This is a genomic window from Mycobacterium sp. NGS35 (assembly GCF_059812855.1).
Genome location: NZ_JCALDL010000001.1, coordinates 687,130 through 707,235, shown reverse-complemented (window position 1 = coordinate 707,235; position 20,106 = coordinate 687,130). Strand labels below are relative to the sequence as shown.

The 20,106-nt window shown below is 67.3% G+C and carries 22 protein-coding genes; 17 read left to right on the top strand and 5 right to left on the bottom strand.

The genetic code is table 11. The features are described 5' to 3' along the window. Positions 1-3: 3 nt before the first annotated feature. A complete protein-coding gene (locus AC5Y4C_RS03595) occupies positions 4-1,371 on the bottom strand; it encodes a cytochrome P450 (protein ID WP_499963480.1) in 1,368 nt (455 codons plus the stop codon). Positions 1,372-1,740: 369 nt separating this feature from the next. Between AC5Y4C_RS03595 and AC5Y4C_RS03590 the strand changes: the two genes are divergently transcribed. Next, a complete protein-coding gene (locus AC5Y4C_RS03590; RefSeq protein ID WP_499963478.1) occupies positions 1,741-3,480 on the top strand; it encodes a hypothetical protein in 1,740 nt (579 codons plus the stop codon). Next, entirely contained in the window at positions 3,481-4,344 is an 864-nt protein-coding gene (locus AC5Y4C_RS03585; RefSeq protein WP_499905750.1) for a class I SAM-dependent methyltransferase, read from the top strand. 13 nt (positions 4,345-4,357) lie between these two features. Here AC5Y4C_RS03585 and AC5Y4C_RS03580 read toward each other — a convergent pair whose 3' ends face one another. Next, the gene (locus AC5Y4C_RS03580) at positions 4,358-4,657 is read right to left on the bottom strand and encodes a YciI family protein (RefSeq protein WP_499905753.1); all 300 of its coding nucleotides are present in this window, start codon (positions 4,655-4,657) and stop codon (positions 4,358-4,360) included. Next, positions 4,654-5,460 (bottom strand): DUF3109 family protein, encoded by an 807-nt coding sequence (locus AC5Y4C_RS03575; protein WP_499905756.1) that lies wholly within the window; start codon positions 5,458-5,460, stop codon positions 4,654-4,656. The genes AC5Y4C_RS03580 and AC5Y4C_RS03575 overlap by 4 nt, the downstream gene beginning before the upstream one ends. A 12-nt stretch (positions 5,461-5,472) precedes the next feature. On the opposite strand from AC5Y4C_RS03575, the gene AC5Y4C_RS03570 reads away from it, so the two are divergent. The 9 genes from AC5Y4C_RS03570 to AC5Y4C_RS03530 all read left to right on the top strand — a co-directional run bounded on the left by AC5Y4C_RS03570 (position 5,473) and on the right by AC5Y4C_RS03530 (position 12,865). Further along, a complete protein-coding gene (locus tag AC5Y4C_RS03570; protein ID WP_499905760.1) occupies positions 5,473-6,522 on the top strand; it encodes a Ppx/GppA family phosphatase in 1,050 nt (349 codons plus the stop codon). Between the two features lie 3 nt (positions 6,523-6,525). Beyond that, positions 6,526-7,434 (top strand): Rv0497 family membrane protein, encoded by a 909-nt coding sequence (locus tag AC5Y4C_RS03565; protein ID WP_499905763.1) that lies wholly within the window; start codon positions 6,526-6,528, stop codon positions 7,432-7,434. 15 nt (positions 7,435-7,449) lie between these two features. After that, positions 7,450-8,295 carry a sugar phosphate isomerase/epimerase family protein gene (locus tag AC5Y4C_RS03560; protein WP_499914418.1) on the top strand — a complete coding sequence of 282 codons (846 nt, stop codon included), beginning with the start codon at positions 7,450-7,452 and terminating at the stop codon, positions 8,293-8,295. A gap of 8 nt (positions 8,296-8,303) precedes the next feature. Beyond that, positions 8,304-9,131: a thioesterase family protein gene (locus AC5Y4C_RS03555; protein WP_499905765.1), complete on the top strand. Its 828-nt coding sequence runs from the start codon at positions 8,304-8,306 to the stop codon at positions 9,129-9,131. A gap of 21 nt (positions 9,132-9,152) precedes the next feature. After that, on the top strand, positions 9,153-10,007 hold the full coding sequence (gene proC / locus AC5Y4C_RS03550; RefSeq protein WP_499905767.1) for a pyrroline-5-carboxylate reductase: 855 nt from the start codon (positions 9,153-9,155) through the stop codon (positions 10,005-10,007). Between the two features lie 139 nt (positions 10,008-10,146). Then, positions 10,147-10,407, top strand: a complete 261-nt coding sequence (locus AC5Y4C_RS03545) for a helix-turn-helix domain-containing protein (RefSeq protein WP_499905770.1) — start codon at positions 10,147-10,149, stop codon at positions 10,405-10,407. Positions 10,408-10,526: 119 nt separating this feature from the next. Then, the gene (locus AC5Y4C_RS03540) at positions 10,527-10,628 is read left to right on the top strand and encodes a 30S ribosomal protein bS22 (protein ID WP_003402602.1); all 102 of its coding nucleotides are present in this window, start codon (positions 10,527-10,529) and stop codon (positions 10,626-10,628) included. 59 nt (positions 10,629-10,687) lie between these two features. Continuing rightward, positions 10,688-11,761 (top strand): SDR family oxidoreductase, encoded by a 1,074-nt coding sequence (locus AC5Y4C_RS03535; RefSeq protein WP_499963476.1) that lies wholly within the window; start codon positions 10,688-10,690, stop codon positions 11,759-11,761. 45 nt (positions 11,762-11,806) lie between these two features. Next, on the top strand, positions 11,807-12,865 hold the full coding sequence (locus AC5Y4C_RS03530; RefSeq protein ID WP_499905776.1) for a lysophospholipid acyltransferase family protein: 1,059 nt from the start codon (positions 11,807-11,809) through the stop codon (positions 12,863-12,865). Here the strand turns inward: AC5Y4C_RS03530 and AC5Y4C_RS03525 are convergent. Both AC5Y4C_RS03525 and AC5Y4C_RS03520 read right to left on the bottom strand, forming a co-directional pair. Beyond that, positions 12,862-13,410, bottom strand: a complete 549-nt coding sequence (locus AC5Y4C_RS03525; protein WP_499914422.1) for an FAS1-like dehydratase domain-containing protein — start codon at positions 13,408-13,410, stop codon at positions 12,862-12,864. The two genes, AC5Y4C_RS03530 and AC5Y4C_RS03525, sit on opposite strands and share 4 nt — an antisense overlap. 28 nt (positions 13,411-13,438) lie before the next feature. After that, on the bottom strand, positions 13,439-14,344 hold the full coding sequence (locus AC5Y4C_RS03520; protein WP_499963474.1) for an HAD family hydrolase: 906 nt from the start codon (positions 14,342-14,344) through the stop codon (positions 13,439-13,441). Between the two features lie 38 nt (positions 14,345-14,382). On the opposite strand from AC5Y4C_RS03520, the gene AC5Y4C_RS03515 reads away from it, so the two are divergent. From AC5Y4C_RS03515 to AC5Y4C_RS03490, 6 genes are all read left to right on the top strand, one after another. Then, the gene (locus AC5Y4C_RS03515) at positions 14,383-14,637 is read left to right on the top strand and encodes a glutaredoxin family protein (protein WP_499963472.1); all 255 of its coding nucleotides are present in this window, start codon (positions 14,383-14,385) and stop codon (positions 14,635-14,637) included. A 132-nt stretch (positions 14,638-14,769) separates the two neighbouring features. Then, positions 14,770-16,107, top strand: coding sequence for a glutamyl-tRNA reductase (locus AC5Y4C_RS03510; protein ID WP_499905786.1), 1,338 nt, complete (start codon positions 14,770-14,772; stop codon positions 16,105-16,107). Positions 16,108-16,116: 9 nt separating this feature from the next. After that, a complete protein-coding gene (gene hemC, locus AC5Y4C_RS03505; RefSeq protein WP_499914471.1) occupies positions 16,117-17,046 on the top strand; it encodes a hydroxymethylbilane synthase in 930 nt (309 codons plus the stop codon). Between the two features lie 19 nt (positions 17,047-17,065). Beyond that, the gene (locus AC5Y4C_RS03500; protein WP_499905788.1) at positions 17,066-18,700 is read left to right on the top strand and encodes a bifunctional uroporphyrinogen-III C-methyltransferase/uroporphyrinogen-III synthase; all 1,635 of its coding nucleotides are present in this window, start codon (positions 17,066-17,068) and stop codon (positions 18,698-18,700) included. Between the two features lie 3 nt (positions 18,701-18,703). Further along, positions 18,704-19,684, top strand: coding sequence for a porphobilinogen synthase (gene hemB, locus AC5Y4C_RS03495; RefSeq protein WP_499914426.1), 981 nt, complete (start codon positions 18,704-18,706; stop codon positions 19,682-19,684). Next, positions 19,662-20,105 carry a hypothetical protein gene (locus tag AC5Y4C_RS03490; RefSeq protein ID WP_499914427.1) on the top strand — a complete coding sequence of 148 codons (444 nt, stop codon included), beginning with the start codon at positions 19,662-19,664 and terminating at the stop codon, positions 20,103-20,105. Before hemB ends, AC5Y4C_RS03490 begins: the two co-directional genes overlap by 23 nt. The last annotated feature ends 1 nt before the right edge of the window (position 20,106 follow it).

Here is a 20,106-nt window from a genome sequence, read left to right as displayed (position 1 = left end):
CTCTCAGCCGACCTTGTCGGACAACGACATATCTTCTTGTTGTTGGTGACGAGACGCTGCGCCCGTTCGTCGATGAACCACTGCCCGTGCACCGCGGGCCGGCACGATCGCCACCCCGCGGTAGCGCCGCCGTTCTCCCGGCGCGTCGGTTGGGCTGAACCGGAATTCGCGCAGCAAGGTGCGCAACGCAACGTCCATTTCCATGTGAGCGAAACCTGCACCGAGGCAACGGTTTACACCGCCGCCATACGGTATCCACCTGAACGCTTTCGGGTTGACGCCCACGAATCTATCCGGATCGAAGACGTCGGCAGCGGGGAAATTCTCCTCGGACTCGTGAGCAAGTTGAAAGTTCACCATGACATTCGCGCCTTCGGGAAGAACCCACTCGCCCAGGCGGATTCGCGTCGTGGCCCGCCGTAGCGCAGCTTCGATCGTGCCGCGTGTGCGTTGCACTTCATAGATTGTCGCCTGCCGCAGTTCGGACCCACCGGCGTCCACTTCGTCGACCAGCCGGGCCAATACGCCCGGATGCCGGCGCAACCGCTCGATGGCCCAGGCCAATTGCGACGCTGTCGTTTCGTGTCCGGCCGCGACCAAGGTGAGAAGTTCGTCGGCGATGTGGCGGTCCGGGATCGCTTCACCGTTTTCGTATCGGGCCTGCAGCAGAAGTGCGAGCACGTCGGTGCGCGATTGCAGTGCGGGGTCGGCGCGGGCCGCGGCGATGAGTGAATCGATGACGGCGTCCATCCGGCGCCGATACCGCGCCAACCGCCCGCCCGGGCTCCACCGACCGAGGTCACGACCGACGACAGAGGGCAGGAGGTGAAGCAGCGAGCCCACTGTGATCATCGCCGGGATCACGTCACGGAGTTCGTCGAGCGCCTGTTTCTCGTCGCCGAACACCGCGCGCAGGATGGCGTTGAGGGTGAACCGGCTCGTGGAGGGCAGTGTTTCGAATTCGCGGCCCTCCGGCCAGGTCGCCGTCTCGCGCAGCACTTCTTCCTCGACGATGCGCTCGTAGCTTCTGACCCGCTTCCCGTGGAACGCCGGGAGGATCAGCTTGCGGCGCTCCGCATGTTCGGCACCGTTGAGGCTGAACGTCGATCCGGGCCCGAATACGTGGCCCAGATTCGTCGGGCGTTCGATCAGATCGCTGCTGGTGCTGAAGATGTCTTTGACGAGGACCGGGTCGCTGATCACCACGGTCTTGCCGAACACCGGCAAATTGATCATGAATGTGCTGCCGTAGCGACGGCGCAGGACGGGAACCGCCTCGCACAGTGCGGTCAGCAGCACGATGCCCTGCACGGTCTTCGGGATACGCGGCTGCGGGGGGAGCCGCACCGGCTCACTGGTCGCGGTGGCCATGTCGTCCCCTCTCGGTGCCGGTATGTCAGAGTAGTCGATCGCGACGATTGATCGAGCCCGAGATGAATTTTGATTTCGGCGCGACAGCGCCCAAAAACTCGATAGCTAAGTAAGATTCGCTCGCGCCCGTGGATAGCAGACCCGTCGTCGACCAAGCAGTGCGCTGGTCAATGGCCTGGAGGAAGATCCCGGTGAATGCTGCTTGCTGCAGTTGGCCGAAAAGTAGTGAATTCGATCGACCGATCACGCGTCATGATCGGTCGTTCGCTGGGGCCGGATTTGTGCTTCTTCAGCGAGCGAATATCTCCGAACGGGTGTCATGAGGGCGTTTGCCGGGGTAGGTTCAGGCCTACCGCAGCAAACATCGAGTTGGAGATTTTCATGCCCGCTGCCGTTCGTTCGCATTTGATGTCCGGGGTTGCAGTGATCGGGGCCAGCGTCATCGCGCTCGCACCCGTTGCGCCGACACCCGAATCGCACGCCGCCAGCGTGCCCGAGCGGCGCGTCGCCAGCATGGAGGTGCGGCTGGCAGCCGCGTCGATCTTCAACGTGCCGGTGAACCTGCTGACTGACCTGGTGAACGTGCCGTACAACGAGACCCAGGCTTTGAACAACATGGGCGCGGCATTGCTGTTCAGCGGGCCATGGTTCGTCGTGCACGCGAACAACATATGGGGAGTGGATCCCGGAGACCCCCCGAAGTACGAGGCGTTGATCAACTCTCTGGTGCCGTTCCCGGCGCTGTCCGGGATGGGAAGCCCGACCTACCAGTGGGATGCGGGGCTGGGTCAGCAAATCACCGGATACCTGGCCGCAGAGCTTCCGGTGAGCAAGTATTGCGCCGCAAACACCTGCCCGCCTAATGTGCCCATCAGCCCCATTACCGGCATCAGCGGTATCGACCAGAATATTTGGAATGTGCTGTTGTTGACCGGGCTCGTGAAATTCCCGCTCGTCGACAACTGGTTCAAGGTTCCGACGTCAGAGCTGGTGTCCGGGTACACCTTTGGGCCGAACTACACCGGCTATGCCGATCCCAGTGGCGTGGTTTATCCCTTGCTCGGGTTCGAAGGAACCCATGTCGATCCGGTCACCGATGAAAATGTGATGCCGTGGGCCGATTCGACGTACAAGCTCGATCTGTCGAAGCCCTTCCAGAATTACTTCGACCATTTGATGGCCGACCCGTCGACCAACCCGATTCAGTTCCCCGACTTGGTGCAAGTGGGCCGAGCATTCCAATCGCTCCTCGCAGGTATGGTGGTCGCCTTCGATCCGTTCACCCCGGGAAGTGCCCTCTGCCCGGGCAACTGCGGCTTCGTCAAAGCTGCGGGCATGGATTACCCGGACATCGTGAAGGCCATCGGTCAGCTGTGGCCGGGTAACCCGGTCATCGACGAATGGGTGGAGGCCTATAAGGCCGGTACGGCCAACGTGCCTACGCAGGAGCAAATCGACCGTGCTGTCGAGCTGAACAAATGGAGTTTCTGGTCATTCGGCAATCCTAGCCTGCCACCGGAGTTGAGCACCGGCTACAACCCCAGCGACCTAGCGCCGTTCTTCCACAAGTTGTGGACGGATCTCGGTTTCAATCCGCCTCCGCTCAACACCGACACCGTGCCGAACCAGCAATCGACTCCGAACACGAATCAGCTTCGCGCACTGCAGGTTTCGAGTGCGACGCCACAGCAGCAACAGGAAGCGGCTTCGCCCGGCAACGACGAGAACGCGAAATCCCCACAGCTGCAAGGCAATGACGAGAAGACGTCGCAAATCGGCAAGGGCGAGAAGACTGCTACCGGCGGCGATCCCAGCCCGGGGCTGAACCTGAATCGCATTCTGCCGCAGTGGAGGAAACCCGCTACCCCGGGAGCGGATCCGAAGGGCTCGACGCCGGATACGGCGGTTACTACGAACACCGGTAACACCAGCGCGAGCGGTTCAGATCCCACCGGCAGGACCACGCCGAGCGGGCCGCCGAAAACTCGTAACCTGCCCTCGCTGAACGACGTAGTGAGGAAAGTGCTTCCGCACAAACCCAGCAACACGAGCCCCCGTAAGGATGCCCCCGCCGGTGCGTCCCGCAACAGTGGCGCCGGCGACAACTAGTTGTTCGACGTCGGCCCGGAGGGCCCCGGACTGAACGCGGGTGCGAAGATCCCGGTCGACGACCTGGCTCCTGTCGAGAAGACCGCGCTGCTCACGCTGTATGCGCGAGCGCTCGACAGTCGTTGCAGCCGACCGATTTTGGCTGACCCGACCGCCGACGCAGTGGTGCGAGCGCTCGATCACGACTTCGGCGCGTTGAAGGTCGGGGCGGCTGTCCGATGCCCGGTGGCATTGCGCGCGAAGCTACTCGACGAACGGGTGCGGTACTTCACCACCGAGCACCCCGACGCCGTCGTCGTCGACCTCGGTGCCGGGCTGAGCCATGGCATCGTGCGCAACCGCCCTCCCGCGACGGTCGATTGGTACAGCGTCGATCTGCCTGCCGTGATCGCGCTGCGCGAGGCGGTGTTGCCTGCGCATGCCCAGGAACGCCGCGTGGCGGCGCGCATCGGTGATCCCGGATGGGCCAACGTAATTCCGGCCGACCGGCCCACCATCCTGGTCGCCGATGGCCTGACGGGATTCTTGAGTCAGCCGGTCCTCGTCGATTTCTTCCGCTCGATAACCGACCACTTCCGCACCGGTGAGCTCGCCTTCAACGACTACGGCCACATCGGCAGAGTCAGCCGGACAGCGTTGAAGCTCGTGCCGCAGAACACCGGCAAAGCATTCGCCAACGCGGGGTTCGCTGACCCGGGATGGCCGCAGCGGTGCAACCCCCGGCTGAGACTGGTGGATGACATCAGTCTGATGAAAAGACCTGAGGTGCAACTGTTTCCGCGACCTCTACGGCTCGGCGTCCGGCTGTCGGGCCATGTCCCGGTGCTGGCGCGCAAGTGGCGAATTCTCTGTTACCGATTCTGAGTCGCATGGACTCTCAACCGGTGATGCCGCCCAGGATCTCGGCGACGTCGAACGTCGCGATCCCGGCCGCGATCACCGGATCTTTCTCGCCCAGCTCCACGACCTCGGCCTGGCTGCCCGCGCGCACCACCCCGAGCCCCCACACCCCTTCGGGGTCGGCGACGGGACCGTAGACCACCACCCACCCGGCGTTGAGCAACTCGTGCCAGTACGCGGCATGCCGGGCCATGGCGTCCTGCTCCTGGGCCGTCATCGTCTGCGCGAAGTCGGCGCGGGGCGGCAAGAGCCGGAACAGAAACAGCTTGTCGCTCATCGGTCGGTGCCGGCCGCGCGGGTCGCCGGGTGCACCACCATCAGCCCAAGCTTCCTGCGCCGCTTGCACATTGCGGCCAGCTCCGCGTAAGCCTTTTCGCCCAGAAGCTCGGTCAGCTCGGCGGCCATCGACTCCCACACCTGTTTGCGCCCCACGTGCACGGCGGGATCGCCGGTGCAGTACCAGTGCAAGTCGTGACCGCCCTCGCCCCAGCCGCGGCGGTCGAACTCGGTGATCGTGGTCTTCAGAATCTCGGTGCCGTCCGGCCGCGTCACCCATTCCTGGCTGCGCCGGATCGGCAGCTGCCAGCACACCTCCGGCTTCATCGTCAGCGGCTCCACACCCAGCCGCATCGCCTTGATGTGCAATGCGCATCCGATCCCAGCGGGAAAACCCGGCCGGTTCAGGAAGATGCAGGCGCCCTTGTATTTCCGGGTGCGCCACTGCGGTTCGCCGTCGTATTCGTCGAGCTCCAGATAGCCCTTGCGGCCCAGCCCCTTTTCGCGGAACTGCCAGTCGGCGTCGGTCAGCTGCGCGACGGCGTCGTCGAGCTGTGCGCGGTCGTCGTCGTCGGTCAAAAACGCCCCGTGCGAGCAGCATCCGTCGTCGGGACGTCCCTCGACCGTGCCTCGGCAGGCAGGCGTGCCGAATACGCACGTCCAATGCGACAGCAGCCACGTCATGTCCGCGGCGATCAGGTGTTCGGGATTGTCCGGGTCGTAGAACTCCACCCATTCCCGGGCGAAGTCCAACTCGACTTCCCCGGGGTGTGTGCCAGTCACAGAAGTCCAAGGTAGACGCATTAAGTTGGAAACGTGCGATTGGGCGTGCTCGACGTCGGAAGCAACACGGTCCACCTGCTCGTGGTGGACGCGCGGCGCGGCGGGCACCCCACTCCGATGAGTTCGACGAAGGCGTCGCTGCGGCTGGCCGAGGCCATCGACAGCTCCGGGAAACTCACGCGCAAGGGCGCCGACAAGCTGATTTCCACTGTCGACGAGTTCGCGAAGATCGCGGCCAGTTCCGGCTGTACCGAGTTGATGGCGTTCGCCACGTCGGCGGTGCGCGACGCGAAGAATTCCGAGGACGTGCTGGCGCGTGTGCTGGCCGAGACCGGCGTGGAGCTTCAGGTGCTCAGCGGCGTCGACGAGGCGCGGCTGACGTTCCTGGCGGTGCGCCGCTGGTACGGCTGGAGCGCTGGGCGGATCATCAACATCGACATCGGTGGCGGCTCGCTGGAACTGTCCAGCGGCGTCGACGAGGAGCCCGACGTCGCAATGTCGCTGCCGCTGGGGGCGGGCCGGCTCACGCGCGAATGGCTGCCCGACGATCCGCCCGGGCGCCGGCGGGTCGCTATGCTGCGCGACTGGCTGGATAATGAACTGGCCGAGCCAAGCCGTACCCTGCTCAAAGCGGGTCCGCCGGACCTGGCCGTGGCGTCGTCCAAGACTGTGCGGTCGCTGGCCCGGCTGACTGGCGCGGCGCCCTCAGGAGCGGGGCCGCGCGTAAAAAGAACATTGACGGCGACCGGACTGCGGCAATTGATCGCATTCATCTCGCGGATGACCACGGCCGACCGCGCCGAACTGGAAGGAGTGAGCGCCGAGCGAGCGCCACAGATCGTGGCTGGAGCGTTGGTAGCCGAGGCAAGCATGAAAGCCCTGTCGATAGAAACCCTGGACATCTGCCCTTGGGCGTTGCGGGAGGGCCTTATTCTGCGGAAACTCGACAGCGAAGCTGATGGAACGGCTTTTGTCAGCGGAGCTGACAAGAAGGCGGCCGTCAGCGGAGCCGACAAGCGGGCGGTGGAGACCTCGGTGGCAGATGCTTCTCACGTGGACCTGAAACGACGGGCGGGCGACTGAGCCATGACCGGACCCCACGACAGCTCCGATACTCGGCCTATTTCGGTCGCGGAGTTGCTGGCGCGGAACGGGACCATCGGCGCCCCGCCGGTCGGTGGGCGTCGGCGCCGGCGCCGGGGCAATGCGGACGCGGTCACCGTGGCCGAACTGACCGGCGAGATCCCGATCGTCCGCGACGAGGCACCACCCGCCGAAGCGCCCACCGACACGAACGGCGCCACCGAACCTGTCGCCGAGACCGCCGAGCCGGGCGCTGAGACTACTGAGGACGGCGCCGAGGAACTCGTCGCCGCCGACGTGCCCGCCGAAGAAATGGTTCCCGACCCCATCGACGTGGAGGACGTGCAGGACGTCGAAGACGCGCAAGGCGTAGAGGACGCGCGCGACGACCTCGACATCGAGGTGGAGGAGGACGCTGAGGGCCGCGACGCCGCGGTCGCGGTCGAAGAGGATCGGGCCGATCTCGCCGAGCCGCCGACATACCTGCACGCTGTGCGCGAGCCGCTGTTCGGCGGCCGCTCGGACGACGAGCTGCTGCGCCGCGGCGACGAGCCCGACGCGGTCGCCGACTCGGTGACCGAGCTGCCCGACGTGCCCGGGGAGACCACCACCGCCGAGGATTACGACGACGAGGCGCCGCCGTCGAGGCTGCAGCAGATCGGCCACAGCGCGCTGATCGTGCTGCAGTCGATCCTGGCGGTCGCATTCGGCGCCGGGCTGTTCATCGGCTTCGACGAGCTGTGGAAGTGGAACAACATCGTCGCGCTGGTGTTGTCGGTGCTGGTGATCTTGGGCTTGGTGGTCGCGGTCCGCATCGTTCGCAAGACCGAGGACATCACCAGCACGCTGATCGCAGTGGCGGTCGGCGCGCTGGTCACCCTCGGCCCGCTGGCACTGTTGCAGTCGGGCTAGCGCGCCGGGAACCCTGTGCGCCCAGCGATCAAGGTTGGTCTGTCGACCGCCTCTGTCTACCCGCTGAGAACCGAGGCGGCTTTCGAGTACGCGGCGCGGCTCGGCTACGACGGCGTCGAACTGATGGTGTGGGCCGAGTCGGTGAGTCAGGACGTCGACGCCATCGCCAAACTGTCGCAGCGTTACGGCGTGCCGGTGCTGGCCGTGCACGCGCCATGCCTGCTGATTTCGCAGCGGGTTTGGGGCGCCAACCCGATTCCCAAGTTGGACCGCAGCGTGGCCGCCGCCGAGAAGCTGGGCGCCCAGACCGTCGTCGTCCACCCCCCGTTTCGCTGGCAGCGCCGCTATGCGGAGGGCTTCGCCGAACAGGTCGCGCGGCTCGAGGAGTCCAGCGACGTCGTCGTCGCGGTGGAGAACATGTTCCCGTTCCGCGCCGACCGGTTCTTCGGCGGCACCCAGGCGTCGATCGAGCGGATGCGCAAGCGTGGCGGCCGGCCCGGCCCGGCGATCTCGGCGTTTTCGCCGTCCTATGACCCGCTCGAGGGCAACTACGCGCACTACACGCTCGATCTGTCCCACACCGCGACCGCCGGCACCGACGCGCTGGAGATGGCCGGCCGGATGGGGTCGGGGCTGGCGCACCTGCACCTGACCGACGGGTCCGGCGCCTACATCGACGAGCACCTGGTGCCCGGACGCGGCACACAGCCAGCCGCGGAGGTGTGCCAGATGCTGGCCGCCAGCGATTTCGCCGGCCATGTGATTCTTGAGGTCACCACGTCCGGGGTGCGCACCGAGGCCGAGCGGGAAGCCTTGCTGACCGAGTCGCTGGAGTTCGCCCGCACCCACCTGCTGCGCTGAAGGAAACCATGACCGAATCCAGCCTGTTCTCCGACGCGATGGCCCTGCGGCCGCTGGGCGACGGCGCGTACGCGGGCGAGTTGAACAAGACCTGGACCATCGGGCCGAAGCTGCACGGCGGCGCGATGTTGTCGCTGTGCGCGGCGGCCGCCCGCGAAGCTCTTGGTGGTGAAATCGAGCCGATCTCGGTGTCGGCGAACTTCCTGTCCGCGCCGAGTCCCGGCGAGATGCGGCTGGAGACGTTCGTGCGCAAGCGGGGCCGCCGCATCAGCGTCGTCGACGTCGAGCTGATCGGCGGCGACCGCGCCAATGAGCGCGTCGCGGTGCACGCCGTGGTGACGCTGGGCGAGCCGGAGCACGTGGCGCCGCCGCTACTGTCCGCCAACCCCGTGCTGTCGTTGATGGCTCCCGAGCCGCCGTCCGACGTCGAGCCGATCGGCCCCGGCCATCCGATGTTCGGGACCGTCAACTACTGGGAGGGCATCGACGTGCGGCCGCTGTTGTCCAGCGTGCCCGACGGGCGCTCGGCGAGCAGCGAGGCGCCAGTGATCCAGATCTGGGCGCGTCCCCGGGGCATGGCCCCCGACATCCTGTTCGCGCTGATGTGCGGCGACGTCTCGATGCCGGTCGCGTTCGCGGTGGGCCGGCGTGGCTGGGCGCCGACGGTGCAGCTCACCGCATACCTGCGTGGGCTGCCTGCCGACGGCTGGCTGCGGATCATGGCCACCACCACGCAGATCGGCCGAGACTGGTTCGACGAGGACCACACCGTCGTCGACAGTCAGGGCCGCATCATTGTGCAGACCCGCCAGCTGGCATTGGTGCCGGACCACTAGAGCGTCTGGCATGCTGCTGCGGTGTCCAGAATCGCGATCATCGGTGGCGGCAACATCGGCGAGGCCCTGCTGGCCGGCTTGCTGCGATCAGGGCGGCAGGTCAAGGACATGGTGGTGGCCGAACGGCTCCCGGCGCGCGTTCGCCACCTCTCTGAGACGTACTCCGTCCTGGTGACCGGTGTGGCCGAGGCGGTGGAGAACGCGAACTTCGTCGTGGTCGCGGTCAAGCCCTCCGACGTCGAGGCGGTGGTCGACGAGATCGCCGACGCGGTCGGGCGCGACGAGGCCGGCAGCGTCGAGCACGTGTTCGTCACCGTCGTCGCGGGTGTCAGCACCGCATTCTTCGAGGGCAAACTTCCGGCCGGCGCGGCCGTCATCCGGGTGATGCCCAACGCGCCGATGGTGGTCGGCGCGGGCGTCAGCGCAATTGCGAAGGGCCGCTTCGCCTCGCAGGAGCAGCTCAAGGAGGTCTCCGCGCTGTTCGACTCGGTCGGCGGGGTGCTGACGGTACCCGAGTCGCAGCTCGACGCCGTCACCGCCGTCTCGGGTTCGGGGCCGGCGTACATCTTCCTGATGGTCGAGGCGCTCGTCGACGCCGGCGTGGCGGTGGGGCTGAGCCGGGCAGTGGCGACTGACCTCGTCGTGCAAACGTTGGCGGGGTCAGCAGCGATGTTGCTGGAGCGGCTCGACGACAACGGCCGGCCCGGCGACCTCGACACCACGCCGGCGCGGCTGCGGGCCATGGTCACGTCGCCGGCCGGCACCACCGCGGCGGGATTGGCTGAGCTCGAGCGGTGTGGCATGAGGGCTGCGGTCGCCGCAGCCGTGGCCGCGGCAAAAAACCGCGCTGGCCAGCTAGGAATTACATCAGAGTAGTTCGCCTAATTTTCCACGGATTAGCCCACACCCGTCGCAGTAATCCCACCTGTACCGCTATTCTCCTCGATGTATGCACGCGTCCGTGCCAGCGGAGGGGAAGCCGCTGGCGCCCGCGCGCCTGAAGGATTGGGTTGCGATGACGTCAACGAACGGGCCGTCGGGGCGCGATTCTGCGAGTAGTAAGCGGGATTCTGCCGCCGCCGACGTTCAGCCGGCCGCTAGAGCTCAATTTCTCACTGTCGCCGAGGTGGCCAGCTTGATGCGGGTCAGCAAGATGACGGTCTACCGGTTGGTGCACAACGGCGAACTGCCCGCGGTCCGAGTGGGGCGCTCGTTCCGCGTGCATGCCAAAGCCGTGCACGACATGCTGGAGAAGTCGTACTTCGACGTCAGCTGACCCCACAGCTTTTTCGATCTCGCTCGTCGGTGGGTAAAGTGTCCGGGTCCCTGGGTAAACGGGACGCAGACGTAGCACTGGCAGCAGCCCCGACGGGCACATAGTAGGTAGCGGAGTTCATGGGTTCAGTCATCAAGAAACGGCGCAAGCGCATGTCGAAGAAGAAGCACCGCAAGCTGCTTCGCCGCACCCGGGTTCAGCGCAGAAAACTCGGCAAGTAAACCGGCCGCTGCGGCCCGGTTTTCCACCTGCCGGGCCCCGCTCAGATCGCTAGGCTGTCATGATGGCTTCCGCGGGGGAAAACACGTCCGACACCGCGTACCCCGACGTGGTTCTGGTTACCGGCGCGTGCCGCTTCCTCGGCGGCTATCTCGCGGCCCGGCTAGCGCAGAACCCTCGCATCAGCCGGATCATCGCGGTCGATGCGATCGCCCCGAGTAAGGATCTGCTGCGCCGGATGGGGCGTGCGGAGTTCGTCCGCGCCGACATCCGAAACCCGTTCATTGCCAAGGTAATTCGCAACAACGATGTGGACACGGTGGTGCATGCTGCCGCCGCGTCGTACGCGCCCAAAGCCGGTGGGCGGGCCGCGCTCAAGGAACTCAACGTGATGGGCGCGATGCAGCTGTTCGCCGCCTGCCAGAAGGCGCCCTCGGTTCGACGGGTGGTGCTGAAGTCCACTTCGGAGGTGTATGGCTCCAGCCCCCGCGACCCGGTGATGTTCACCGAGGACTGCACCAGCCGCCGCCCTCTGGGCAGCGGGTTCGCCCAAGACAGTCTCGACATCGAGGGTTATGCGCGCGGGCTGGGCAGGCGCCGCCCGGACATCGCGGTGACGATTCTGCGGCTCGCCAATCTGATCGGCCCGGCCATGGATACGGCACTATCACGCTACCTGGCCGGCCCGATCGTGCCGACCGTGCTCGGACGCGACGCCCGGCTGCAGCTGCTGCACGAGCAGGACGCGCTGGGCGCGCTGGAGCGAGGCACGGTCGCCGGCAAGGCAGGCACGTTCAACATCGGCGCCGACGGAATCATCATGATGTCCCAAGCAATCCGCCGGGCGGGCCGCATTCCGTTGCCGGTGCCCGGGTTCGGGTTGTGGGCGGTCGATTCGCTTCGGCGGCTGAACCATTACACGGAGATCAACCGCGAGCAGTTGAACTACCTGAGCTTCGGCAGAGTCATGGATACCACGCGGATGAAGACGGAACTGGACTACCATCCCAAGTGGTCTACGGCCGAGGCGTTCGACGATTACGTTCGCGGTCGCGGACTCACACCAATCATCGACCCTCGGTGGGTACGCTCGCTGGAGAGCCGCGCGGTGGCGACCGCGCAACGATGGGGGTAGACGCAACCACACACTCGAGCAGACGGGTGGGAAGAGGTATCGATCGTGTCGGGTGAGCCGAAGGCGAAAGTGATTCCGCTGCATGGGAATCCGGGGGCGGCGCAGCGGGCCGCCCAGCGCGCCGAGGCCTCGCGCCGACATCCCTCGGTGCTGTCCGACCCGCAGCACCAAGCCGCCGCTGAAGATCTCGCCGCCGTCGTGCGGGAAATCGACGCGCACCGAGGCGCCGCCGGCGGCCCGGCCGAGAAGCCGGAGGAGCCCAACGAGCTGGCCCGGCGGATCGGTGCGGTCGCGGATTTCGTCCGTCGCCGCCTCACCGGCGACTACAGCGTCGACGAATTCGGATTCGACCCGCACTTCAACGACGCAGTCGTGTTGCCTTTGCTGCGAACGTTGTTCACGTCGTGGTTCCGCGTCGAGGTGAGCGGTGTCGAGAACCTCCCGGACACCGGAGCCGCGCTGGTCGTGGCCAATCATGCCGGGGTGTTGCCGTTCGACGGGCTGATGGCGTCGGTGGCTGTGCACGACAAGCATCCGTCGCACCGGTCTTTGCGGCTGTTGGCTGCCGACATGGTCTTCGACAGCCCGCTGCTGGGGCAGGCCGCGCGCAAGGCGGGGCACACGATGGCGTGCACCGCCGACGCGCACCGGCTGTTGGCCAAAGGGGAACTGACCGCGGTCTTCCCGGAGGGCTACAAAGGTCTGGGCAAGCGGTTCAAGGACCGCTACAAGCTGCAGCGGTTCGGCCGCGGCGGGTTCGTGTCAGCGGCGCTTCGCACCAAGGCGCCGATCATCCCGTGCTCGATCGTCGGCTCCGAGGAGATCTACCCGATGATCGGCGACCTGAAGCTGCTGGCCAGGCTGTTCGGGCTGCCGTACTTTCCGATCACCCCACTGTTCCCGCTGGCGGGGCCGGTCGGCATGATCCCGCTGCCGTCCAAGTGGTACATCGAATTCGGCGAGCCGATCGTCACCGCCGATTACGACGACTCCGCGCCGGAAGATCCCATGGTCACATTCGAGCTCACCGACCAGGTGCGCGAAACCATCCAGCAGACGCTGTACCGGTTGCTGGCCAACAGGCGCAACACGTTCTTCGGTTAACCCTGCGGCTCAGCCGACTCCGGCGCTTTCCCTAGCGCTTTGGCGATCATCGCGTCACGGCGCGCGGCGATCGCGGCGACCACCTCGTCCGGCTCGCCCTCGTGCAGCGCCTCGCCGATCACGGTCACCACGCTGGTGATCACGGGCTTGCCGTCGGCGTCGGTGACCTCGCCGCGAATTTCGGTGACCACGGTGCCGTGCGACTCGATCACGTTGTCGAGATAGGAGTCGAAGAACAGCTTGTCGCCGGCCAGGATCGGCCGGTGGAACTTGATCTTCTGGTCGCGGTGCAGCACCCGCTCCATGTTGATCGGCACGTCGAAGTTCTTGAAGATCTCCAGCTGAACCTTGCGGCCCGCCACCGTCAGGAATGTCAACGGCGCCACCAAGGCCGGGTAGCCAAGTTCAGCGGCAGCTTCTTCAGAGTAGTGCGCCGGGTGCTCGTTTTGCACGGCGCGCGCGAACTCGCGGATCTTTTCGCGGTCCACCGAGAAATAGTCGGGGTAGCGGTAGTGCGTACCGATGATCTCTTCAGCTATGGCCATAACGCCGCGAGCCTATCTAATGCCGGTTTCACTGCTCGCCGTGGCGGCGCGACGCGATCGCGGCCAGCGCGCCACCCGCCGCGCCCAGCGCCAACGCAGACGGCACCCCGATGCGGGCGGCTTTGCGTGCGGTGCGAAAGTCGCGGATCTCCCAGCCGCGTTGCCGGGCCAGAGCGCGCAGCGCATGGTCCGGGTTGATGGCGACGGCGGTCCCGACCAGCGACAGCATCGGCACGTCGTTGTAGCTGTCCGAGTAGGCCGTGCAGCGCTTGAGGTTCAGACCTTCCCGGATGGCCAGCGAGCGCACGGCGTGTGCCTTGCCGCTGCCGTGCAGGATGTCGCCGACGAGCCGGCCGGTGAACACGCCGTCGACGGATTCGGCGACGGTGCCCAGCGCGCCGGTCAGACCCAGCCGCTTGGCGATGATGTTGGCCAGCTCGTACGGCGTCGCGGTGACCAGCCACACCTGCTGGCCGGCGTCGAGGTGCATCTGAGTCAGCGCTCGCGTGCCCGGCCAGATCTTGTCGGCGATGATCTCGTCGTAGATCTCCTCGCCGAGCGCCACCAATTCGGCCGTCGAGCGGCCTTCGATGAACGCCAGCGCCTTTCGCCTGCCCTCGGCCACGTCGTCGCTGTTCTCTCGACCGGTGAACTGAAACTTGGCCTGCGCGTAGACGAACCGAAGCAGGTCGCTGTAGTTGAAGTACTTGCGGGCGGCCAGTCCCCGGGCGAACAGCACCAGGGACGAGCCCTGCACCAACGTGTTGTCGACGTCGAAAAACGCTGCGGCCGTGAGGTCGACGGGCGGGGGCGGCGGACCGGACTGCGCCGGTTCGGGTAGTTCGGCGTGGCGGGCCACATCGGCCGCGAGGTCGGCGACGGCGGCTTCTGCGCTGGCGTTGCCGGCGACATCCTGAGAGGCGGATTCCGTCACCGTTCAACAGTAGGACACCGACCGCGGATACTTGCGACGTGAACAGGCGGGTGACGTTGCTGACGCGGGACGGGTGCGTGATGTGCGAGCAGGCCCGGCGGCGGCTTCGCGAGCTTGCCGACGAGCTGGGCTTCGAGTTGTCGGTCACCGACGTCGACGCCGAGGCGGCCGACGGCCGACCAAGCCTGCGTGCGGAGTTCGGTGACCGGCTGCCGGTAGTGCTGCTCGACGGGCATGAGCACAGCTACTGGGAGGTCGACGAGCTCCGGCTGCGTGCGGACCTGGCGCGTTGACCTTCACCCAGACTGACGCCACCGCGGGAAAGTGCGAGAGCGGGCCGCGCGGAATACCGTTTCGGGAAAAGGCGGAGGAATTTGGTCGGCTAACCATCAAACGATTACCGTGGATACCGTGGTGATTCGGCCGTGAGCGTGCTGCTTTTCGGGGTGTCGCACCGCAGCGCGCCAGTAGCGGTGCTCGAGCAATTGAGCACCGACGAAGCAGATCAGGTGAAGATCGCCGACCGGCTGCTGCAGTCGTCGTTGATCACCGAGGCCATGGTGCTGTCCACGTGCAACCGCGTCGAGGTGTACGCGGTCGTCGACGCGTTCCATGGCGGCCTGTCGGCGATCGGCCAGGTGCTCTCCGAGCATTCGGGCATGTCGCTGCAGGATCTGACCAAATACGCCTACGTGCGCTACGCGGAAGCCGCCGTCGAGCATCTCTTCGCGGTCGCCAGCGGGCTGGATTCCGCCGTGGTCGGCGAACAGCAGGTGCTCGGGCAGGTTCGGCGGGCCTACGCGGCCGCGGAGGCCAATCGCACGGTCGGGCGGGTGCTGCACGAACTGGCCCAGCGTGCGCTGTCGGTGGGCAAGCGCGTGCACAGCGAAACCAGCATCGACGCTGCCGGCGCCTCGGTGGTGTCGGTGGCGCTGGGCATGGCGCAAACGCGGCTGGACGGGCTGGCCGGCCGCACCGCTGTCGTCGTCGGCGCCGGTGCGATGGGAGCGCTGTCCGCCAAGCAACTGGCCCGCGCCGGCGTGGCCCGCGTGCGCGTCGTCAACAGGTCGCTGCCGCGGGCCCGCAGGCTGGCCCACAATCTCCGCGACGTCGGCGTCGACGCCGACGCGTGGTCGCTCGATCACCTGTCGGGCGTGCTCGCCGAAGCCGATCTCGTCGTCTGCTGTACCGGCGCAGTCCGTCCGGTGGTTTCGCTCGCCGACGTGCACCGCGGACTGGCACACGGCAGTGAGCGGCAGCTGGTGATCTGCGATCTCGGCATGCCCCGCGACGTCGACCCGGCCGTCGCCGGGCTGCCCGGCGTGCACGTCGTCGACATGGACCGCATCCAGCGCGAGCCGTCGGCGCGCGCCGCCGCGGCCGACGCCGAAGCAGCCCGCCTGATCGTGGCTTCTGAAGTCGCGCAATACCTTTCGGCTCAGCGGATGGCGGAGGTCACCCCGACCGTCACCGCTTTGCGTCAGCGCGCCGCCGAGGTGGTCGAGGCTGAGCTGCTGCGACTGGACAACCGCCTGCCCGGTCTGGACGGCGCCCACCGCGAGGAGGTCGCGCGCACCGTGCGCCGGGTCGTCGACAAGCTTCTGCACGCCCCGACCGTGCGGGTCAAGCAGCTCGCCAGCGCGCCGGGCGGCGACACCTACGCCGAGGCGCTGCGTGAGCTCTTCGAACTCGACCCACAGGCCGTCGACGCCGTCGCGGCCGGCGAACTGCCGCTGACGATCGAACCGGAAGCTCCCAGGTAGCGCTTGACCATACGGATCGGCACCCGGGGCAGTTTGTTGGCCACCACCCAGGCCGGTGCCATCAGAGACGCGCTCATCGCGCGGGGCCACGCGGCGGAACTGGTCACGATCAGCACCGAGGGCGACCGGTCGGCTGAGCCGATTGCGACGATCGGCGTGGGCGTGTTCACCGCAGCACTGCGCGAGGCGATTCACGACGGCCGCGTGGACATGGCCGTGCACTCCTACAAGGACTTGCCGACCGCCCCGGACCCGCGGTTCACGATCGCCGCACTTCCCCGGCGCGAAGACCCGCGCGACGCGCTGGTGGCCCGGGACGGTTTGGTGCTCGGCGAGTTGCCTGCGGGCTCGGTGATCGGCACGTCGAGCCCGCGGCGGGCCGCACAGCTTAGAGCATTGGGTCTCGGTTTGGAAATCCGCCCCCTAAGAGGCAACCTTGATACCAGGTTGAACAGGGTGGTAAGCGGTGATCTCGACGGCGTCGTGGTGGCCCGGGCGGGCTTGGCCCGCATCGGACGCCTCGCGGATGTGACTGAGACGCTCGAGCCGGTGCAGATGTTGCCCGCGCCGGCTCAGGGTGCGCTCGCGGTCGAGTGCCGCAGCGGCGACACCAAGCTCGCGGCGCTGTTGGCGAAGCTCGACGACGCCGACACGCGCGCAGCGGTCACCGCGGAACGAGTCCTGCTCGCCGAACTGGAGGCGGGTTGCTCCGCGCCGGTCGGCGCGATCGCGGAGGTGGTCGAGTCGATCGACGAGGACGGCCGCGTCTTCGACGAGCTGTCACTGCGCGGCTGCGTGGCGACGCTGGACGGATCCGACGTGATCCGTGCGTCCGGGATCGGAACGCCCGGGCAGGCTGCGGAGCTTGGCCGCTCTGTTGCCGCCGAGCTGTTCGAACTGGGTGCCCGGGAGTTGATGTCCGCGCGTGAGCGCGAGTAATGGGTAAAGCGAGGTAAAGATGACGCGAGGGCGGAAGGCCAAGCCGGGACGCGTCGTGTTCGTGGGTTCGGGGCCCGGCGACCCGGGCCTTCTGACGGGGCGGGCACGCCAGGTACTGGCGTGCGCGGAGCTGGTGTTCACCGATCCCGACGTGCCGGCCGAGGTGTTGGCGCTGGTCGGGACGACTCTGCCTGAGCCGCCGAAGCTGTCGTCGCCGGATCCGGGCATCACCGACGACACGGTGGACCCGAACCTGCCGTCTGTCCCCGAGGTGCGCCCCGCGCTCGGCGACCCGGCCGAGGTGGCCAAGACCCTGGCCGCCGAGGCGCGCGCCGGCATCGATGTGGTCCGGCTGGTGTCGGGTGACCCGCTATCGGTGGACGCGGTGATCACCGAGGTGCAGGCCGTGGCCAAGACGCATCTGCATTTCGAAATCGTTCCTGGTCTGCCCGCGAGCACCGCGGTGCCGACGTACGCGGGGCTGCCGCTGGGTTCGTCGCACACCGTCGCCGACGTGCGCGACCCCAATGTCGACTGGGCGGCGTTGGCGGCGGCGCCGGGCCCGCTGATCCTGCAGGCCACCGCCGAACACCTGGCGGAAGCCGCCCGCACGCTGATCGACTACGGGCTCGACGAGACCACGCAGTGCGTGGTCACCGCCCACGGCACGACCACCCAGCAGCGGTCGGTGGAGAGCACACTGCAGACGCTGACCGACACCGCAGCGCTGGGCGCGTCGGACCCCGCCGGACCATTGACGGGCCCGCTGATCGTCACGATCGGCCGCACCGTCGCCCACCGCGCGAAGCTGAACTGGTGGGAGAGCCGGGCGCTGTACGGCTGGACGGTCCTGGTGCCGCGCACCAAGGACCAGGCCGGCGACATGAGTGAGCGGCTGATCGGGCATGGCGCGGTGCCCATCGAGGTGCCGACGATCGCGGTCGAACCGCCGCGCAGCCCCGCGCAGATGGAGCGGGCCGTCAAGGGCCTGGTCGACGGGCGCTACCAGTGGGTGGTGTTCACGTCCACCAACGCGGTGCGCGCGGTGTGGGAGAAGTTCGGCGAGTTCGGCCTCGATGCCCGCGCGTTCTCCGGTGTGAAGATCGCCTGCGTGGGACAGGCCACCGCCGACCGGGTGCGGGCATTCGGGATCACCCCCGAACTGGTGCCGTCCGGCGAGCAGAGTTCGCTGGGGCTGCTCGACGAATTCCCGCCCTACGACGACGTTTTCGACCCGGTCAACCGTGTGTTGCTGCCGCGTGCCGACATCGCCACCGAGACGTTGGCCGAGGGATTGCGCGAACGCGGTTGGGAGATCGAGGACGTCACGGCGTACCGCACGGTCCGCGCGGCACCGCCGCCGGCCGAGACCCGGGAGATGATCAAGTCCGGCGGCTTCGACGCGGTCTGTTTCACGTCGAGTTCCACGGTGCGCAACCTGGTCGGGATCGCTGGCAAGCCGCACGCCCGCACGATCGTGGCCTGCATCGGGCCGAAGACCGCCGAGACCGCGGCCGAATTCGGGTTGCGGGTGGACGTGCAGCCGGAGGTGGCGCAGATCGGGCCGCTGGTCGACGCGCTGGCCGAGCACGCTGCGCGGCTGCGGGCCGAGGGCGCGCTGCCGCCGCCGCGTAAGAAGAGCCGCAGGCGGTAGGGGGTGGGGTTCCCCCGCCAGCGTCCGCGCCGCCTTCGCTCGACCCCGGCGCTTCGTCGGCTCGTCGCGGAAACAACCTTGCAGCCAAGGCATCTGGTGTTGCCGATGTTCGTCGCCGACGGGATCGACCAACCTCGCCCGATCACGTCGATGCCCGGCGTGGTGCAACACACCTACGACAGCCTGCGCCAGGCGGCTTCCGACGCGGTCGCCGCCGGCGTCGGCGGGATCATGCTGTTCGGCGTTCCCCGCGAGCAGGACAAGGATCCCACCGGAGAGGCTGCCGTTGCTGCCGACGGAGTGTTGAACCGGGCTCTGCGCGAGCTGAACAAGGAGCTGGGCTCAGCCACCGTGCTGATGGCCGACACCTGTCTCGACGAGTTCACCGACCACGGTCACTGCGGACTGGTGGACTTCTCCGGGCGGGTCGACAACGACCAGACGCTGTCGCGGTACGTGGAAATGGCTGTGGCACAAGCGGATTCGGGTGCACACGTGGTGTCGCCCAGCGGCATGATGGACGGCCAGGTCGCGGCGATCCGTGACGGGTTGGACGCAGCAGGCCACACCGACGTCGCCATCCTCGCGTACGCGGCGAAGTTCGCGTCGTCGTTCTACGGACCGTTCCGGGAAGCGGTGGCCTCCAGTCTGTCCGGCGACCGGCGCACTTATCAGCAGGACGCCGGCAACGCGCGGGAAGCCGCCCGGGAAATCGCGCTGGACATCGACGAAGGCGCCGACATCATCATGGTCAAACCCGCGATGGCGTACCTCGACGTGGTGCGCGCCGCCGCCGAGGTCTCACCGGTGCCGGTCGCCGCATACCAAGTCTCGGGTGAGTACGCGATGATCAGCGCCGCCGCTGCCAACGGCTGGATCGACGGGCGGGCGGCCGCGCTGGAAACACTCACCAGCATTCGGCGCGCGGGCGCCGACATCGTGCTGACGTACTGGGCCGCGGATGTCGCCAACTGGCTCGGCTGAATCCCCCGAGCAGCAGCAGGAGCCGCCCACCCGGCCGGTGGACGTCGGGACCGGGTTCGGGCTGTGGCTGTCGGCGCTGCCGCTGCTGCTGATCGGCGAGGCCGTGGACACCGCGACGTCGCCGGAGGTGCCGCACAATGTCGTCGTCTACTCGATCACCGGATTGGCGATGTTCGTGGTGACTGCGCTGGTGGTCACCTTCCTTTTTCTGATGCGGCAGGGCTACCGGTGGGCGCGCACGCTGCTGACCGGCGGCGGCGTCGCGTCGGTGATCTACGTCGTCACCAGCCTGTTCACCGTGCAGCGCCCCACGCTGGGCGCGGTGGTCTATGCGATCACGGGCATCGTCGGGTCGGTGCTGATCCTCGGCGGCGTGTACCTGCTGCACCGCAAAGACGCACACGCCTATTTCACGCGCTGAA

What these genes read in the sequence shown, in the direction of transcription:
- AC5Y4C_RS03540 (WP_003402602.1), top strand. Translation starts at nt 10,527, where the DNA reads ATGGGTTCAGTCATCAAGAAACGGCGCAAGCGCATGTCGAAGAAGAAG.
- AC5Y4C_RS03535 (WP_499963476.1), top strand. Translation starts at nt 10,688, where the DNA reads ATGATGGCTTCCGCGGGGGAAAACACGTCCGACACCGCGTACCCCGAC.
- AC5Y4C_RS03545 (WP_499905770.1), top strand. Translation starts at nt 10,147, where the DNA reads ATGACGTCAACGAACGGGCCGTCGGGGCGCGATTCTGCGAGTAGTAAG.
- AC5Y4C_RS03555 (WP_499905765.1), top strand. Translation starts at nt 8,304, where the DNA reads ATGACCGAATCCAGCCTGTTCTCCGACGCGATGGCCCTGCGGCCGCTG.
- AC5Y4C_RS03525 (WP_499914422.1), bottom strand. Translation starts at nt 13,410, where the DNA reads ATGGCCATAGCTGAAGAGATCATCGGTACGCACTACCGCTACCCCGAC.
- AC5Y4C_RS03490 (WP_499914427.1), top strand. Translation starts at nt 19,662, where the DNA reads ATGTCGCCAACTGGCTCGGCTGAATCCCCCGAGCAGCAGCAGGAGCCG.
- AC5Y4C_RS03595 (WP_499963480.1), bottom strand. Translation starts at nt 1,371, where the DNA reads ATGGCCACCGCGACCAGTGAGCCGGTGCGGCTCCCCCCGCAGCCGCGT.
- AC5Y4C_RS03580 (WP_499905753.1), bottom strand. Translation starts at nt 4,657, where the DNA reads ATGAGCGACAAGCTGTTTCTGTTCCGGCTCTTGCCGCCCCGCGCCGAC.
- AC5Y4C_RS03575 (WP_499905756.1), bottom strand. Translation starts at nt 5,460, where the DNA reads ATGCGTCTACCTTGGACTTCTGTGACTGGCACACACCCCGGGGAAGTC.
- AC5Y4C_RS03500 (WP_499905788.1), top strand. Translation starts at nt 17,066, where the DNA reads ATGACGCGAGGGCGGAAGGCCAAGCCGGGACGCGTCGTGTTCGTGGGT.
- AC5Y4C_RS03565 (WP_499905763.1), top strand. Translation starts at nt 6,526, where the DNA reads ATGACCGGACCCCACGACAGCTCCGATACTCGGCCTATTTCGGTCGCG.